At 46.9% G+C, this 16857-nt stretch carries 17 protein-coding genes, 3 tRNA genes and 2 rRNA genes (1 of these 22 only partly in view); 16 read left to right on the forward strand and 6 right to left on the reverse strand.

Annotation, left to right across the window (positions count from 1 at the left end):
- Window positions 1–25: 25 nt before the first annotated feature.
- A complete protein-coding gene (locus tag WKI49_05105; protein ID MEJ7621873.1) occupies window positions 26–796 on the reverse strand; it encodes an SAM-dependent chlorinase/fluorinase in 771 nt (256 codons plus the stop codon).
- Window positions 797–837: 41 nt separating this feature from the next.
- Here WKI49_05105 and WKI49_05110 point away from each other — a divergent pair, with 41 nt between their 5' ends.
- From WKI49_05110 to WKI49_05150, 9 genes are all read left to right on the forward strand, one after another.
- Window positions 838–1023 (forward strand): DUF2892 domain-containing protein, encoded by a 186-nt coding sequence (locus WKI49_05110; GenBank protein MEJ7621874.1) that lies wholly within the window; start codon window positions 838–840, stop codon window positions 1021–1023.
- Entirely contained in the window at window positions 1020–1424 is a 405-nt protein-coding gene (gene ruvX / locus WKI49_05115) for a Holliday junction resolvase RuvX (protein ID MEJ7621875.1), read from the forward strand. Before WKI49_05110 ends, ruvX begins: the two co-directional genes overlap by 4 nt.
- Window positions 1421–2392: an endolytic transglycosylase MltG gene (gene mltG, locus WKI49_05120; GenBank protein MEJ7621876.1), complete on the forward strand. Its 972-nt coding sequence runs from the start codon at window positions 1421–1423 to the stop codon at window positions 2390–2392. The genes ruvX and mltG overlap by 4 nt, the downstream gene beginning before the upstream one ends.
- Before the next feature lie 25 nt (window positions 2393–2417).
- Window positions 2418–2894, forward strand: coding sequence for an archaemetzincin family Zn-dependent metalloprotease (locus tag WKI49_05125; protein ID MEJ7621877.1), 477 nt, complete (start codon window positions 2418–2420; stop codon window positions 2892–2894).
- An 11-nt stretch (window positions 2895–2905) separates the two neighbouring features.
- A complete protein-coding gene (atpA, locus tag WKI49_05130) occupies window positions 2906–4417 on the forward strand; it encodes a F0F1 ATP synthase subunit alpha (protein ID MEJ7621878.1) in 1512 nt (503 codons plus the stop codon).
- A complete protein-coding gene (locus WKI49_05135; GenBank protein ID MEJ7621879.1) occupies window positions 4414–5205 on the forward strand; it encodes a DUF72 domain-containing protein in 792 nt (263 codons plus the stop codon). The genes atpA and WKI49_05135 overlap by 4 nt, the downstream gene beginning before the upstream one ends.
- Before the next feature lie 128 nt (window positions 5206–5333).
- Window positions 5334–5813 carry a tetratricopeptide repeat protein gene (locus tag WKI49_05140; protein MEJ7621880.1) on the forward strand — a complete coding sequence of 160 codons (480 nt, stop codon included), beginning with the start codon at window positions 5334–5336 and terminating at the stop codon, window positions 5811–5813.
- Between the two features lie 4 nt (window positions 5814–5817).
- Window positions 5818–6294, forward strand: a complete 477-nt coding sequence (smpB, locus tag WKI49_05145; GenBank protein MEJ7621881.1) for an SsrA-binding protein SmpB — start codon at window positions 5818–5820, stop codon at window positions 6292–6294.
- Window positions 6295–6310: 16 nt separating this feature from the next.
- Window positions 6311–6401 (forward strand) — tRNA-Ser (locus WKI49_05150).
- On the opposite strand, the gene WKI49_05155 is transcribed toward WKI49_05150, so the two are convergent.
- The 5 genes from WKI49_05155 to rpmB are packed head-to-tail and all read right to left on the reverse strand — an operon-like array spanning window position 6362 to window position 9777.
- The gene (locus WKI49_05155; GenBank protein ID MEJ7621882.1) at window positions 6362–7180 is read right to left on the reverse strand and encodes a polyprenyl synthetase family protein; all 819 of its coding nucleotides are present in this window, start codon (window positions 7178–7180) and stop codon (window positions 6362–6364) included. The two genes, WKI49_05150 and WKI49_05155, sit on opposite strands and share 40 nt — an antisense overlap.
- A gap of 3 nt (window positions 7181–7183) precedes the next feature.
- Complete coding sequence (locus WKI49_05160) at window positions 7184–7630, reverse strand: hypothetical protein (protein MEJ7621883.1); 447 nt, start codon at window positions 7628–7630, stop codon at window positions 7184–7186.
- 59 nt (window positions 7631–7689) lie between these two features.
- Window positions 7690–8427: an MlaE family lipid ABC transporter permease subunit gene (locus tag WKI49_05165; GenBank protein ID MEJ7621884.1), complete on the reverse strand. Its 738-nt coding sequence runs from the start codon at window positions 8425–8427 to the stop codon at window positions 7690–7692.
- Window positions 8411–9574, reverse strand: coding sequence for a chorismate synthase (aroC, locus tag WKI49_05170; GenBank protein MEJ7621885.1), 1164 nt, complete (start codon window positions 9572–9574; stop codon window positions 8411–8413). Before aroC ends, WKI49_05165 begins: the two co-directional genes overlap by 17 nt.
- A complete protein-coding gene (gene rpmB, locus WKI49_05175; protein MEJ7621886.1) occupies window positions 9574–9777 on the reverse strand; it encodes a 50S ribosomal protein L28 in 204 nt (67 codons plus the stop codon). The genes aroC and rpmB overlap by 1 nt, the downstream gene beginning before the upstream one ends.
- A 41-nt stretch (window positions 9778–9818) precedes the next feature.
- Here rpmB and WKI49_05180 point away from each other — a divergent pair, with 41 nt between their 5' ends.
- The 7 genes from WKI49_05180 to WKI49_05210 form a co-directional block, all read left to right on the forward strand.
- Window positions 9819–10229 carry a hypothetical protein gene (locus WKI49_05180; GenBank protein MEJ7621887.1) on the forward strand — a complete coding sequence of 137 codons (411 nt, stop codon included), beginning with the start codon at window positions 9819–9821 and terminating at the stop codon, window positions 10227–10229.
- A gap of 11 nt (window positions 10230–10240) precedes the next feature.
- Window positions 10241–11287, forward strand: coding sequence for a tRNA 2-thiouridine(34) synthase MnmA (mnmA, locus tag WKI49_05185; protein MEJ7621888.1), 1047 nt, complete (start codon window positions 10241–10243; stop codon window positions 11285–11287).
- Complete coding sequence (rlmB, locus tag WKI49_05190) at window positions 11284–12024, forward strand: 23S rRNA (guanosine(2251)-2'-O)-methyltransferase RlmB (protein ID MEJ7621889.1); 741 nt, start codon at window positions 11284–11286, stop codon at window positions 12022–12024. Before mnmA ends, rlmB begins: the two co-directional genes overlap by 4 nt.
- Before the next feature lie 338 nt (window positions 12025–12362).
- Window positions 12363–13914: ribosomal RNA gene (locus tag WKI49_05195) — 16S ribosomal RNA — on the forward strand.
- 68 nt (window positions 13915–13982) lie between these two features.
- Window positions 13983–14056, forward strand: a tRNA-Ile gene (locus tag WKI49_05200).
- Between the two features lie 20 nt (window positions 14057–14076).
- A tRNA-Ala gene (locus tag WKI49_05205) sits at window positions 14077–14148 on the forward strand.
- 41 nt (window positions 14149–14189) lie between these two features.
- A 23S ribosomal RNA gene (locus WKI49_05210) occupies window positions 14190–16857 on the forward strand; it runs 1036 nt beyond the window's last position.
- Together the 16S and 23S rRNA genes with 2 tRNA genes alongside form the textbook arrangement of a ribosomal RNA operon.

The following is a 16857-nucleotide window of genomic DNA, read 5'->3' on the forward strand; positions in this document are numbered from 1 at the left end:
CTGTCAATCATGATTATATTATCGGCTATGTGGATGCCTTTTTCAAGGCAATAGACTCTCCAACCCTAACTCCAAGTTTTTCCTTAAGGTTTTCCATAGGTAGGAACACTTCCATAAGACCAAAACTTCCACACACAAGGGCAGGCTTACCTTTCTCCGCCTCAAGAAAGTAAGAAACCACTCTTAACTTCTGTCCTCTGAAATATCCCTCCTTATACCTGCCACAGGGCACATTGGTTATGCCATTACCAAAACGGTCAAAGTAGAGTATTTTTCCCAGCACTGTATCTCCCATATCTTCTGGCTCTTCCCATGAAAGTTTAAACTGATACTCTATTGGACTTCCAACCTCTTGAGGGGCTAAACCCTTACTTAACCACCCAGCTATAGGTGCAAACACATCTCTACCATGAAAGGTCTCATTTATTCTTGAAAGGGCAAATCTTTCCATATTTATCTTGTATGCCTTGGGCTTATCTTCTATACTTTTAAGAGCAAGGTCAAAAAGTCCATTGTAAGGTCCTACGAAGGTATACCCTCCAGAGCTAACCACTATTGGAAGTCTTTCGGAACCTACACCTGGGTCCACCACACATAGAAATATCGTGCCCTTTGGAAAATAGGAAAAATGAGCTTTTAAAAGTAAGGCACCATGAAGTATATTAAAAGGCTCTACTTCATGGCTTATGTCAATTAGCTGAACCTCGGGGTTTATGCCAAGTATTACGCCCTTCATAACTCCCACAAAACCATCTTTATGTCCAAAGTCAGTAAGCATTGCCACAAACCCCCTCATGAGATATTATGTTAAAATGAATACCAAAGGAGGTGCAAACCATGGAAAAAAACATGGCAGTTTGGGACAGAGCTATAAGGATAGTCTTGGGGCTTGTTTTCCTTTACCTTGCCTTTACAAAAGGCGGTGCTTGGTGGATACTGGGTTTAATAGGCATAGTGTTCATAGGAACTTCTGCTATAGGCTTTTGTCCCCTATATAGGGTGGTAGGCATAAAGACAGGTTGAAGGTCCTTGCAATAGATTATGGCAGTAAGCGTATAGGATTAGCCCTTGGAGATACGACCCTTGGTATAGCTTTACCGCTGGAGGTTATTGAAAATAAGGGTGAGAAAACCTTACAAGTTATATCTAATAAAGTAAAAGACTTTGGGGTTCACATCATTTTGATAGGACTTCCTCTTACACAAAGGGGGAAGGAGGGACAAAGGGCAAAAGAGGTAAAAGGCTTTACAGAAAAACTAAAGGAGTTCCTGCCAGAAGATGTTGAGATAATACTTTGGGATGAGAGATACACTACAGAAGAGGCTTATAGGCTCATGCAAGGTGTAGGCTTAAAGAGAAAGGAAAGACTCAAAGACAGCCTGTCAGCCTACATTATACTTCTGGAGTATATGGAAAGCCTATGAAATACCTAAAGTTCCTTCTTCCAGTTATTATTTTGGTGCTCTTTGTTTTTTATTCCTTCCTACCTGTAAATATACAGGAAAAAACCGTGGAAATAGCATACCGCACATCCACAAAGGATATAGCCTTCCAATTATACAAGGAAGGGCTTTTGAGAAATCCTATGAGTTTTTTAATTATTCATGCGGTATACAAGAAAAAACTGGAAGCAGGAGAGTATGAGTTCAAAGGTCTTGTATATCCCTGGGATATATACGAAAAGCTTAGTAAGGGTTTAAAGAAGGTTTACAGGATAACTATACCGGAAGGTTCAGATATCTACGATATAGCAAGAATCTTGGAGGAAAACCACATATGCTCTGCAGAAGACTTTCTAAAATATGCTCTTTCTGAAGACACTGTTAAAAAATATGGGCTTAAGGTGGGCAGTATGGAAGGCTTTCTTTTCCCAGACACCTATTTTTTCTCAAAAAATACTCACCCATTGAGAGTTATAGATGTAATGCACAAAAACTTTCTGAAAAAAACCGAAGAGCTTAGGGAAAAACTTGAAGAGAAAGGACTAACCCTTGAAGAATGGGTTACCATAGCATCCATGATAGAGAAGGAGACCGCAAAGCCTGAAGAGAGACCTCTCGTGTCCGCAGTTATACACAACAGACTAAGAAAGGGTATGAAACTGCAGATAGACCCTACTGTTATATACGCACTAAAAAGAAGGAATATGTGGGAAGGTCGCCTTACACTAAGACATCTTAGACTTGAAGACCCATATAATACTTACGTTTATTTTGGTCTTCCACCATCTCCCATATGCAACCCTGGACTTGAATCCCTAAAGGCTGCTCTTGAACCTGCGGAAGTTGATTATTTATACTTTGTTGCGGATGGTTCAGGAGGGCACTATTTCAGTAAAACATATCAAGAGCACAGCATAAGAGTAAGGGAATATAGGAATGCAAGAAGGTAGATATATATATTTAGCTGGTTTTGGTGTGGAAAAGAGGCTTATACTTGCCACAGCAAAAAACATAAAAGAGGTGTTTGGCTTTGAAGTAAGATTTTCATACATTACACTTCCGCCAAGACTGGGCTTTAACCCTTATAGAAGACAATATCATGCCAGCACAATTTTAGAGTTCCTGTCAAAAGTCTATTATCCTGACATGTTAAAGTTTATAGCACTTTTGTCCTTTGACCTCTACGAAGAAGGTTTGAATTTTGTATTTGGACTTGCCCAACTTGGAGGAAAGTATGCGGTAGTAAACACACACAGACTTCATAGCCAAGAGGAAAGACTTTTCTTTGAAAGGGTTTTCAGAGAGGTAAACCATGAACTCGGTCATACTTTTGGGCTTACACATTGCAAAAACAGGGAGTGTGTTATGAGCTTCTCCAACAGCCTGCAGGATGTGGATGCTAAGAGTAGGTTTTTCTGTGAGAGTTGTAGTAAAATACTTCCAAAACCCTAAGGAGGTTTGTTATGGCGACTATAACCTATGAAGAAGCTCTTCAGTTATTGAGAGAGCAGATAAAGGGCTTTGAAGCGTCCGCAAAGATGGAAGAGGTGGGTGTGGTCTATTACGTGGGTGATGGTGTGGCAAGGGCTTATGGACTTGATAATGTGATGGCGAACGAGCTTGTGGAGTTTGAAGGCGGAACCATGGGACTTGCCTTTAACCTTGAAGAGGACAACGTGGGTATTATAGTGCTTGGTAGCGAGAGCGGTATAAGGGAAGGCTCAATAGTTAGGAGAACGGGAAGGATCTTGGACGCTCCTGTGGGTGAGGGGCTCATAGGAAGGGTTATAGACCCTTTGGGCAACCCTCTTGACGGAAAGGGACCTATAAAGTATGAATACAGGTCTCCAGTGGAGAAGATAGCACCAGGGGTTGTAAAGAGAAAGTCGGTGCATGAGCCACTCCAGACGGGCATAAAAGCTATAGATGCTATGATACCTATAGGAAGAGGTCAAAGGGAGTTAATTATTGGAGACAGGTCTACTGGAAAAACTACCATATGCATAGACACCATACTAAACCAGAAGGATACAGACGTTTATTGTATATACGTTGCTATAGGTCAAAAGAGGTCAACTACCGCAAGGATTATAGAACTTCTTGAAAGAAGTGGTGCTATGGAATACACTTGCGTGGTAGTGGCATCCGCTACAGACCCAGCATCTCTGCAATATCTTGCTCCCTTTGTAGGATGCACCATAGGAGAATACTTTAGGGACAACGGAAAACATGCTCTTATCATCTATGACGACCTTTCAAAGCATGCGGAAGCCTACAGACAGCTTTCCCTTCTTATGAGAAGACCTCCTGGTAGAGAAGCGTATCCTGGAGATGTCTTTTATCTACACTCAAGACTTTTGGAGCGTGCAGCGAAGCTAAATGACGAATTAGGTGCAGGTTCCCTTACCGCCTTACCCATAATAGAAACAAAGGCTGGAGACGTAGCTGCCTATATTCCCACAAATGTTATATCTATAACTGACGGGCAGATATACCTTGAACCAGACCTCTTTAACAAAGGCATAAGACCAGCTATAAACGTGGGTCTTTCTGTTTCAAGGGTTGGTGGTGCGGCACAGATAAAGGCTATGAAACAGGTAGCTGGAACTCTAAGACTTGAGCTCGCACAGTTTAGGGAGTTGGAAGCTTTTGTGCAGTTTGCTTCGGAGCTTGACAAGGCTACACAGCAAACTATAAATAGAGGTCTTAGGCTCGTGGAGCTTCTAAAGCAAGAACCCTATAACCCTATTCCTGTTGAGAAGCAGATAATAGCCATATACGCAGGAACGAATGGATACCTTGATGACCTGCCTGTGGAATCTGTAAGAAAGTTTGAAAAGGAGCTATATGTCTATCTTGACAAGGAAAGACCAGACCTGCTAAAAGAGATAAGGGAGAAGAAAGCCCTTGATGACCAGCTAAAAGCAAAGATAGACCAAGCCCTCAAAGATTTCAAATCCAAGTTTATTCCTTGAGGGTATACATAGGCTGTAGCGGGTTTTTCTACAAAGACTGGGTGGGAGGGTTTTACCCTCCTCTTTTAAAAAGGGAGGATTACATAAGGTTCTATTCTAAATACTTTGAGGTGGTGGAGATAAACTCGTCCTTTTATAACTTTCCCAACAGAGGAGCGGTAAAGAGCATGCTTTCCAGAACTTCAAGTTTGAAGTTTGCTTTCAAAGCTCATAGAGTCTTTACCCATGATAGAAACTATCTCCAAGAAGACGTTAAGAAGTTTCTACACGCCATAGAACCTGTCATTGAAGAGGATCGCTTTATTGCAATTCTTTTCCAATTTCCTGAAAGCTTTGGCTACAGAGAAGAAAACCTTCAGCATATAAAAAGACTCTCAGAGGATTTCAGAGGTTTACAAAAGGTTGTTGAGATAAGAAACAAAAGCTTCAAAAAGTCAGATTTTTATAGTTTCCTTGAAGAACTCGGCTTTTCTCTCGTTAACACTGATGCACCGAAGGGAGGTGGCTTTCTTGTAGGTCCGTGGGTTGGGGTAGGTGGGATAAACTACGTGAGGATTCATGGTAGAGACCATGAAAAGCCTTACGACTACCTTTATTCCCTTGAAGAGCTCAAAAAAATAAAGGAAAAAATCAAAAAGTTAGGGAACAAGGACACATACGTATTTTTTAACAATACGGTAAAAGCCCGAGCAGTGCTTAACGCACTTCAGTTAAAACTACTTTTTGGTATAAGAGTGGACATTCCCAAAAGCCTTCAAAGCTCCTTGAGAGAGAAAGAGTGGGAATAGACTATTATCAAATGGACTACGGTTAGATGAAGAATTTGCAAGGGCTTTGAAAAAGCACAACCTATTGTAAGTGCATATTTTAGCCTCTTATTGTCAATTTTTGTGATAGGGATATATTTAAACTTACTATGAGGGATATAAGCAAGGACGCAAAAGAGCTTTTGGAGAAGGCTCTTCAGGAGCATATGGCTGGAAATATACAGCAAGCTATAGAACTCTACAAACAGTCCATAGAAATTCAACCTACTGCGGAAGCGTATACTTACATGGGCTGGGCGTATAGCATGCTTGGTGAGCTTGAAACCGCAATAGAGCTCTGTCTTAAGGCTATAGAAATAGACCCAGATTTTGGAAACCCATATAACGATATAGGTTCATATCTTATGGCTATGGGGAAGCTTGACGAGGCTATTCCATGGCTCAAAAGGGCAATAACTGCACCAAGATACGAACCAAGGCAATATCCTCATATGAACTTGGCAAGGATATATCTTATGAAGGGAATGTATAAGGATGCACTAATAGAAGTGGAGAATGCCATAAGGGTAGCTCCAGATTACAAGCCAGCGCATATATTGAGGCATCAGATATTAGCTATGCTAAACTAATAGAATGGCAAAGCAAACTGGAGAGCTTACTGTAGCCTACAACAAGGAAGCAAAGGCGGAATACGAGATATTGGAGACCTATGAAGCTGGGATAGTGCTTGAAGGACCTGAAGTAAAAGCCCTCAGAAACAGACAAACAGTTTCTTTTAAAGACAGTTTCGTGAGGATTCAAGATGGAGAGGCTTGGCTTTATAACCTGTATATTGCACCTTATCGCTATGCGACCATAAAACCTCCAGACCCACTCAGAACCAGAAAGCTCCTGCTTCATAAAAGGGAAATACTTAGGCTTATGGGAAAGGTGAAGGAAAAAGGCTATACCCTTATACCTCTGAGAGTATACTTCAAAAATGGAAAAGTGAAGGTGGAGATAGCTCTCGCTCGTGGTAAGAAGGCTCACGATAGAAGGGAAGAGCTCCGTCAAAGAGACCTTGAGAGACAGCTAAGGAGGGAGTTGAAGGAAGGGAAGATAAAGCTATAATATATAATTCTGCTTAGGAGGGGTGGCCGAGTGGACGAAGGCGGGTGATTTGAAATCACCAGTGGGTTCACAGCCCACCGGGGGTTCGAATCCCTCCCCCTCCGCCAACCACAATCTCTAAAAGTTTCAAAACCTCCTCGGTCTTTATGCCAATATCCTCAGCTAAAGTTATACACTCTCTTTCAAGTTCCTGTATCTTTTCCCATAGAGCCTCGCCATACAAAAGATAAAAGCCATCCTTGTCCTTTAGGTCATCCACCATCTGAAAGAGCAAACCTGCCTTTAGACCCAAAATTTCAAGATTTCTAAAAAGGTCTGACCTTTTGGCTACTATGCCACCAGCTTTGAAACAAAAGGAGAAAAGCCTTGCGGTTTTCTTGAGGCTTATCTCTTCTTGAGAGGAGAGCTTTCTTATATCCATAACCTGTCCACCCACCATACCATTAAATCCAGAATCAAAAGCAAGTTCTCTGATGAGTAATAAAAGCTCTCTGTCTTGTATGCTTCTAAAGTTTTCTCTTGTAGAGAGCACTTCAAAGGCATAAGTAAGCAAGGCATCACCTGCCAGTATGGCGAGGTCTTCACCAAAAACTAAGTGGCATGTGGGTTTTCCTCTCCTTACGCTGTCGTTATCAAGTGCAGGAAGGTCGTCATGAATCAAAGAGTAGTTATGCACCATCTCCACTGCACAGCCTACAGTAATGGCATCCTCTATATCACCACCAAGGGCGTTGCATACCGCACACAAAAAGAGAGGTCTTATGCGTTTGCCTTCCTGAAAAAGGTAATAGGACATGGCTTGATAAAGGAGCTGTGGCTCAAAGGGTCTTAGAAGGTCTCTAAGCCTCCCTTCTATCTTCTCCTTCCATCTTTGAAGGTTTTCCATTCTTTAACGTTCCACTGGAGAGATTTCAAAATTTTCCATTCTGTATAGGTCTCCCTCTTTGCCTGAATGCATCTGTCTTAGGTCATAGTTAACTAAAAACCTATTGCCCTTGTATTCAAAAAGCACGCTACACTTAAAGACTCCCTCTTCTGTCTTACGAGCTTTACCCTTTTCTATGAGCTTAAGCTCCCTCATAACAGGTTCTATCTTGTTCATTAAAGCGCTCTCCACTTCTTGAGTTTCACCGGTGATAAGAGAAAAGCCTACGCCTAAACCTAAGAGGAGTGCTTCCATGGGATTTTGTTGAGACCACACATAAAAGGCGGTCTGAGCTCTTACGTCCTCTAAGAATTTTTCCTCATAGCAGGGGTTTGTGAAGGGTAAGCCTTTGCAACTTACAGAGAAGGCAAAAGCAAGTATAAAAAGCAGTTTATGGTAGCTCTTTTTCATAGCTTGCCTAATTAATTATACACCGGACTGCGCATCCAAAGTAAAGGCGAAGTGCAAGTTCAAAATATTATGGCAGTCAAGAAGTAGTCGGATATTAGGATAAGCATAGATGAGGTTACCACACTATTGGTAGTAGCCCTTCCCACGCCTTCTGTTCCACCCTTTGTGTAGTATCCAAAATAACAGCTAACCGCAGAGATAATAAAGCCAAAAAAGACCGCCTTGTATAGACCGCCGATGAAGTCATATAGCTCTACCAAGTCTTTCATTTTCTCCCAGAAGAGGTATTCGTTTACTCCAAAGAGTTTTACCGCCACAAACCAGCCACCAAATATGCCAGATATGTCCGCAATTACCACAAGCATAGGGACACCCACAATGCCTGCAAATAACCTTGGAGACACAAGATAGCTCTTTGGGTTTATTCCCATTACCTCAAGGGCGTCTATCTGCTCTGTTATCCTCATTGTGCCTATTTGAGCAGTCATTGCAGAGCCTACCCTTGCCACCACCATGAGGGAGGCAAGCACTGGTCCAAGCTCCCTTCCCATGGATATGGCAACTACTGCACCGATGAGAAACTCCGCATTAAAGCGACTAAAGGTGCTATAGGTCTGGAGTGCTATAACGCCACCAGAAAAAATAGAGGTTATAACTACCACAGGTATAGTTTCTGATGCCAAATAGGCAAGCTGTTTAAAAAAATGTCTTGCCTTCGGAGGTTTTCTAAAAAGGTAATACAGACCCCACAGGGTAAGAAGTGTAGCTTTTCCAACCTCTTCAAAAATTCTTAACATGTTGGATATACCTTTCAAACCTTTCCTTTATCTCTTCCATGAAGTCTCCACCCAGTTTTTCAAGTAGGGCGTCTGCAAGCACTATAGCAAGCATGGCTTCACCTACTACAGATGCGGCAGGCACTGCCACCACATCGCTTCTTTCCTTTCCAGCCTTTACTCCTTCCTTGGTGTTTATGTCCACACTTCTAAGTGGCTTTGTCAAAGTTGGTATGGGTTTCATAACACACCTAACCACAATAGGCATACCGTTGGTTATGCCTCCCTCTGTGCCACCGAGGTTGTTGCTGTATCTAAAATACCCTTCCCCTTCCGACCAGCCTATTTCGTCATGAACTTCAGAGCCAAAACGCTCCCCGCTTTCAAAGCCGAGCCCAATCTCCACACCTTTTATTGCCTGCACACTCATCATAGCCTGAGCTATCCTGCCATCTATACGCTTGTCCCATTGAATATGACTTCCAAGACCGGGAGGAACGCCCAAGGCAAAGACTTCAAAAACACCACCAAGGCTCTCTCCCTTTTCCTTTGCCTCATCTATTGCTCTTATAAACTCCTCGTCCTTTGTAGGGTCTGGAAAACGCACCTCGGAGAGTTCTGCAAGTTGATGTCTTCTCCAAAGGTCTTGCTCCTCTATGGGAGGCTTAACCTTTCCTATGCTGAGCACATAGCTACCTATTTTTATACCAAACTCTTCAAGAAACCTTTTGCAAACCGCTCCAACCGCAACCCTTGAGGCGGTTTCTCTGGCGGATGCTCTTTCAAGGATGTTCCTTAGGTCTCTTTGGTTATACTTTATGCCACCTGCCAAGTCCGCATGACCTGGGCGAGGTCTCACAAAGGGCACAAGGCTCTCTGGTTGCTCTCCCTCATATGCCATCTTCTCCTGCCAGTTTTCCCAGTCTTTGTTCCATATAACCATACTTATGGGACTTCCCAAGGTTTTGCCAAAACGCAGACCAGAGAGAAACTCCACCCTGTCGCTTTCTATCTTCATCCTCCCTCCTCTGCCATAGCCTCTTTGCCTTCTTTGAAGCTCTCTGTTTATATACTCGGAGGAAAGCTCAAGGTTTGCAGGAATACCCTCAAGGATGCATACTAACGCCTTCCCGTGCGACTCTCCTGCGGTAAGAAACCTAATAGGCATCAGTCTCTTACAGAAACCGCCTTTACCACCTTACCTGCTTTTAGACACTTGGTGCAAACATATACTCTTTTTACAGTTCCATCCTCAAGAACAATCCTAACCTTCTGAAGGTTTGGTTTAAAGGTCCTTGGATTTCGCTCTCCGGAGAAAGTCACACTCTTTCCAAACTTGGTGGTCTTTCCACAAACATAACACCTTGCCATTTTCAACCTCCTTTAAAGGGACAATATTATATTAGAATAACATGAAAGTAGACCTTACAAACCTACTAAGGAAAGAAGAGCCAAACAGTTGGTCAGAGGAGGACTTTAAAAGGTATCTCAAGGACAGTCTTATTGAAATTATAAGGCTTGAGTTAGAGAATCTGCCAAGGCAAGAATGGGAGAAGACTCTCCGAACTTGGTCTAAGATATGCTCCTTTGCGGACAGCCTAAGGCGGAAGGAGGAAAAGGAAAGGCAGGAGCTATACAAGAGGTTTAACTTTGACAGTGTAATGGTGCATATAACGGAAAGCCTTATAGAAAAACTCAACATGGCTCGCTCTATGGGGCTTTTGCGTGAGGGTGATAAGCCAGAAAGGATAATTAGTCTTGGTCTTGAGGTGGCGGAGGGCTCTGAAGAGATTAGCTTTATGAAGAGGTTTTTCAAAGCCTAAATTTATCCTTTATGAGAGTGGCGGTTGGTATGAGCGGGGGTGTAGATAGTAGTGTCTGTGCCCTCCTTATGAAGGAAGCAGGTCATGAGGTTATTGGTATAACGCTCCGCTTTCATCAAGTATGCGATACGGATGGTTTAAGGGTTTGCTGTTCTCCAGAGGATGTAAGGGATGCGGTGAGGGTTTCTCAACACTTAGGCATACCTCATTTAACGCTTAGCTGGGAAGAGGTCTTTGAAAAGAGGGTTATAGAATACTTTTTGAGGGAAACCCTCAGGGGTAAGACGCCAAATCCCTGTGCGGTATGCAACAGAGAGGTCAAAACAGGTTTTCTTGCAGAGTATCTCCACAAGGTTGCGGAGATAGACAGGCTTGCCACCGGACACTATGCAAGGATTGTGGAATACAAGGGTAGAAGGCTTATAGCCCGTGCAAAGGACCAAAGAAGAGACCAGTCTTACTTTTTAAGCCTTGTAAGAGCGGAGCATTTAGAGCTTTTGGAGTTTCCTCTGGGTGAAAGGACAAAGGAAGAGGTAAGGCTTATAGCCAAAGAGAAGGGTTTGCCTGTGTGGGATAAAAGGGATTCTCAAGATGTGTGCTTTCTTATGGGTAAAACTCCTGGTGAATTTGTTGAAGAGAGGGTGGGTTCAAAGGATGGATATTTTTACTTTGAAGGCAAGCCTGTAGGAAGACATAGAGGCTTTTTCCACTACACGGTGGGTCAGAGAAAGGGTCTTGGTATCTCCTTGGGGTTTCCCGTATATGTATGTGGTATAGACCCAGAGGCTAACGCTGTTCATTTATGTAGAGAAGAAGACCTCTATAGAGATTGGTTGATTCTTGAGGACATAAACTTCCATCTTGAGCTTTCCCTTTGGCAAAAGCCTACCGCACAGATAAGGTATAGAAACCAGCCTGTGCCTGTGGAAGACATAGAAAAAACCGAAAAGGGATATAAGGTAAAGTTTTCTAAGCAAGTAAGAGGCATAACACCTGGTCAGGTTTGTGCCTTTTATGAAGGAGACCTTTTGCTGGGTGGTGGCATAATAAAGGAATGATTGTTTACGGTAAAAACCCAGTCCTTGAAGCCCTAAGGGCAGGAAAAAATATAGAAAAGGTGCTATTTGCTCACGACTCGCATCCACCGCATCAGGTCGTAAAGCTATGCAAGGAAAGGGGTATAAAGCTCCAGAAAGTGCCAAGGCAAAGGATAGAAGAGCTCGCAGGGACAAAGAAAACTCAAGGTATCCTCGCCATCTTAAGCCCAGTGGAATACGTAGACCCTCATGTGCTTTTTAGAGAGACCCTTAAAAGAAACTCCTTTTTCATAACCCTTGACCACATTACAGACCCACAGAATGTGGGAAACCTCCTTAGAACATGCGAGGTCTTTGGTGGAGTTGGTGCTCTTATGCCAAAGGATAGGTCTTGTCCTATAAATGAAACCGTAGTCAAAGCATCTGCGGGTGCGGTCTTTCACTTAATGCTTTCAAAAGTGGGAAGCCTTTCCAAAGCCCTTAGGGATTTTAAAGAGATGGGTGGATGGGTTGTGGTGGTAGAGAGAGGGGGAAAGGATATAAGAGGCGTTGACTTTCCTCTTGGTTGCACTCTTGTTTTGGGTTCTGAGGGAGAAGGTGTATCAAAGAGTGTTCTGGAAACCGCAGACCTGCTTGTATCCATACCTATGCAGGGCAAGGTAAACTCTCTAAATGTTTCAAATGCAGGTGCTATAGCCATGTGGGAGGTTTTTAAAAAACTACTTGACAAATACCCTGCAGGTGGATATAATAGATAGTGTTAAGTGGTTCGGGGTTGACAAAAGCCCCGTGAAGGGATATAATATTAAAGAGTTGAGCTTGTGGGGGATAAGCCCCCTTGTCATCTTGAGAGCTGAATTAGGGTTTTGTGTAAGTCCTTTGAGAAGGACTTGACAAAATTAGAAGTGGGTGTTAAACTAAAGTAGTTTGTTAGAGGTGTAAAGCCCCTTGGTATAAAGGTCCTTCAAAAAGGACTTGACAAAACCCTAAGGGTAGGATATAATAAATATCCTGCCTGAGGAGTTAGGGACTGTAAAAGGTCCCTTGACATCTTGGCAGTTGAATAAGGAGGAAGGACCCTAATCCTTGGGGGTTTTTCCTGAAGAGTTTGATCCTGGCTCAGCGCGAACGCTGGCGGCGTGCCTAACACATGCAAGTCGTGCGGGGTGGTTTCTGCCACCCAGCGGCAAACGGGTGAGTAACACGTGAGTAACCTGCCCTCAGGAAGGGGATAACCCGGGGAAACCCGGGCTAATACCCTATAATGTCTGGGACCACTAAGGTCTCCAGACCAAAGGTGGCCTCTGCTCTGCAAGCTACCGCCTGAGGAGGGGCTCGCGGCCCATCAGGTAGTTGGTGGGGTAACGGCCTACCAAGCCTATGACGGGTAGCCGGCCTGAGAGGGTGTCCGGCCACAGTGGGACTGAGACACGGCCCACACCCCTACGGGGGGCAGCAGTGGGGAATCGTGGGCAATGGGCGAAAGCCTGACCCCGCGACGCCGCGTGGAGGAAGAAGCCCTTCGGGGTGTAAACTCCTGTCGGGGGGGAAGATGCTCACAGAGGCGAATAGTCTCTGTGGGTGACGGTACCCCCAGAGGAAGGGACGGCTAACTACGTGCCAGCAGCCGCGGTAATACGTAGGTCCCGAGCGTTGCGCGAATTCACTGGGCGTAAAGCGTCCGCAGCCGGACGGGTAAGCGGTTCGTCAAAGCCCACCGCTCAACGGTGGAAAGGCGTACCGAACTGCCCGTCTTGAGGCACGCTCAGGCAGGCGGAATTCCCGGTGTAGCGGTGAAATGCGTAGATATCGGGAGGAACACCGAAGGCGAAGGCAGCCTGCTGGGGCTGTCCTGACGGTCAGGGACGAAAGCTGGGGGAGCAAACCGGATTAGATACCCGGGTAGTCCCAGCCGTAAACCATGGGCGCTAGACGTCGTCCGTAAGGGCGGTGTCTCAGCTAACGCGTTAAGCGCCCCGCCTGGGGAGTACGGGCGCAAGCCTGAAACTCAAAGGAATTGGCGGGGGCCCGCACAACCGGTGGAGCGTCTGGTTCAATTCGATGCTAACCGAAAAACCTTACCCGGGCTTGACATGATGGGAAACCCTTGCGAAAGCGAGGGGTGCCGTCCTCTGGACGGAATCCCATCACAGGTGGTGCATGGCCGTCGTCAGCTCGTGTCGTGAGATGTTGGGTTAAGTCCCGCAACGAGCGCAACCCCTGCCCTTAGTTGCCACTCTACGGAGGGCACTCTAAGGGGACTGCCGGCGATAAGCCGGAGGAAGGTGGGGATGACGTCAGGTCAGTATGCCCTTTATGCCCGGGGCAACACAGGCGCTACAGTGGCCGGGACAATGGGAAGCGACCCAGAAATGGGGAGCAAATCCTCAAACCCGGTCATGGTGCAGATTGAGGGCTGAAACTCGCCCTCATGAAGCCGGAATCGGTAGTAATGGCGGATCAGCTAAGCCGCCGTGAATACGTTCTCGGGCCTTGCACACACCGCCCGTCACGCCACGGAAGTCAGTCTTCCCGGAAGCCCTCGAGCTAACCCGCAAGGGAGGCAGAGGACGATGGGAAGGCTGGCAACTGGGGCGAAGTCGTAACAAGGTAGCCGTAGGGGAACCTGCGGCTGGATCACCTCCTTTATAACGGAGAAAAGTGTCAGGTTTCAAACTCAGGGTCCTTCCTCCTTATTGAGCTGTCTTTCCCCTCTGGGCCTCTAGCTCAGTTGGTTAGAGCGTGCCCCTGATAAGGGCAAGGTCGGTGGTTCAAGTCCACCGAGGCCCATTATCTGGGGCAGGTCCTAAGGGGATGTAGCTCAGCGGGAGAGCGCCTGCTTTGCAAGCAGGAGGTCGTGGGTTCAAATCCCACCATCTCCATGTCATCTTGGCAACTGAATAGGTTTTCCTTCCTTGTGGGTGTGCAAGTTAGTAAGGGTCCGGGGTGGATGCCTCGGCTGCCCGAGGGGATGAAGGGCGTGCTAAGCTGCGATAAGCCGGGTGGAGGCGCAAAGAGCCTGTGAGGCCCGGATGCCCGAATGGGGAAACCCGGCAGGGTGTTGAGCCCTGTCATCCGCGCGCAAGCGCGGAGCCGATACGGGACGAAGTAAAACCTTTTAGTAGTCCCAGGAAAGGAAATCAAAATGAGACTCCCCTAGTAGCGGCGAGCGAACGGGGACCAGCCCAAACCGTGTGGGTGCCATGCTGGCGGGCTTAGCTCACACGGGGTTGCGGGACATGCACGGAGAGGGCCGCCAACCTCTCAGGGAGTTACAAAACTGCCACCTAGCCGAAGTGAGCTGGAACGCTCCGCCATAGAGGGTGAAAGCCCCGTAGGCGAAAGGTGAGCAGTCTCCCGGGTGCATGATCCCAAGTACCACGGCCCCCGTGGAAGGTCGTGGGAATCAGGGGGGACCTCCCTCCAAGGCTAAGTACTCCGGGCAGACCGATAGCGCATAGTACCGCGAGGGAAAGGTGAAAAGAACCCCGGAAGGGGAGTGAAATAGAACCTGAAACCCCGGATCCACAAGCCAGTGGAAGGGTCTTTATGGCCCGACTGCGTGCCTTTTGCAGAATGAGCCAGGGAGTTGTCCTCAGCGGCGAGGTTAAGCCGTCAGGCGAAGCCGTAGCGAAAGCGAGTCCGAATAGGGCGTTAAGTCGCTGGGGGCAGACGCGAAGCGGAACGATCTACCCATGCCCAGGGTGAAGGACGGGTAACGCCGTCTGGAGGCCCGAACGGGTCGGTGCTGCAAAACCGTCCGATGAGGTGTGGGTAGCGGTGAAAAGCCAATCGCGTTCCGTGATAGCTCGTTCTCCCCGAAATAGGTCGACGCCTAGCGTCATCCGGTCCTTCCCGGAGGTAGAGCCACTGGTTGGGCTAGGGCCTCGAAAGAGGTACCGAACCCTGCCAAACTCCGAATGCCGGGAAAGGTAGGATGGCAGTCAGTCCCCGGGGGATAAGCTCCGGTGGACGAGAGGGAAACAGCCCAGACCGCCAGCTAAGGTCCCAAAATCCAGGCTAAGTGGGGAAGGATGTGCGGCTGCTAAGACAGCCGGGAGGTTGGCTTAGAGGCAGCCATCCTTTAAACAGTGCGTAACAGCTGACCGGCCGAGCGGCCGTGCGCCGAAAATTTAGCGGGGCTCAAGCCTGGTACCGAAGCTGCGGGCTCGCTATTGCGAGCGGTAGGGGAGCGTTCCCTGTGGGTTGAAGTCTCACCGTAAGGTGGGATGGACTGCAGGGAAGTGAGAATCCTGGCATGAGTAGCAGCGAAGACAGGTGAGAAACCTGTCCGCCGGAAGCCCCAGGTTTTGGCGGCAATGTAAATCATCCGCCAGTTAGCCGGGACCCTAAGGCGAGGCCGAAAGGCGTAGCCGATGGGAAGCGGGTCAACATTCCCGCGCCAGCGGTGTGGAGCCAGAGTCGTGACGCAGGAGGCTAGCGGAAGCCACCTATGGAATGGTGGTCCAAGGTAGTAGGAGGGGGTGGCAGGCAAATCCGTCACCCCATACTCCGAGAGCTGATGGGGTAACTTCCGCGACGCCACACTGCCGAGAAACAACGGCGCTGGCGTTGAAGCACCGCTGCCCGTACCGGAAACCGACACAGGTGGGCTGGGTTAGTAGCCTAAGGCGTCGGGGGAACTCTCCTCAAGGAACTCGGCAAATTGCCCCCGTACCTTCGGAAGAAGGGGGGCCTATGGAGGTTAAGCCCTCGCGGTGTAAGCCTCTGTAGGTCGCAGAGACCGGGTGGTGCCGACTGTTTACCAAAAACACAGGACTACGCAAACCCGTAAGGGGATGTATGTGGTCTGAAGCCTGGCCAGTGCCCGTAGGTTAAGGGGAGGAGTGCAAGCTCCGAACCGAAGCCCGGGTAAACGCCGGCCGTAACTATGACGGTCCTAAGGTAGCTTTGCTGCCTGAACTCCGCTGTATGCGGGGAAGCCCTTAGAGCTCAGGCTACGAGAGGTAAAAACCTCCGTAAAAATGCCTGAGATTGGGCAATCCGCAGGAAACCCCAAAAAAGGGGGATCCTCAGAGACTGTACGCGGAGGCTTTTGCCTCCTTGGAGGAGCAAGATGGAGCTATCTCCCGATTGGGTTGTAGGTTTCGTAGATGGAGAAGGATGCTTCCATGTTTCTATAAACAAGCATCCTGAGATGTCCACAGGTTATCAGGTGCTTCCAGAGTTTGTAGTGGTTCAGCACGAAAGAGACCTGCAAGTGCTATATGCACTAAAGAGATTCTTCCAATGTGGTGTTGTGAGAAGAAATAACGGAGACAGATGGTGCTTAAGAATAAGAAAGCTCTCATGCTTGCAGAAGGTATGCGAGTTTTTCACAAAGCATCCTCTAAAAACCAAAAAGAACGTGGACTTTATAAGGTTTAGGCGAGTAGTTCAGAAGATGGTAGAAGGGAAGCACCTCACAGTGGATGGTCTTTTGGAAATAGTGGAGATAGCTCTTCAGATGAATAGTCAAAACAGAGAACAGCTCCTCCAAGTAAAAAAGGACCTAGAGGCAAAAGCAAGATACAGTCCACCCTCTGGCGAAAGCCAGAGATAAAGGTGAGCGAAATTCCTTGTCGGGTAAG

This window comes from Aquificaceae bacterium (assembly GCA_037722135.1).
GTDB lineage: Bacteria > Aquificota > Aquificia > Aquificales > Aquificaceae > Pampinifervens > Pampinifervens sericum.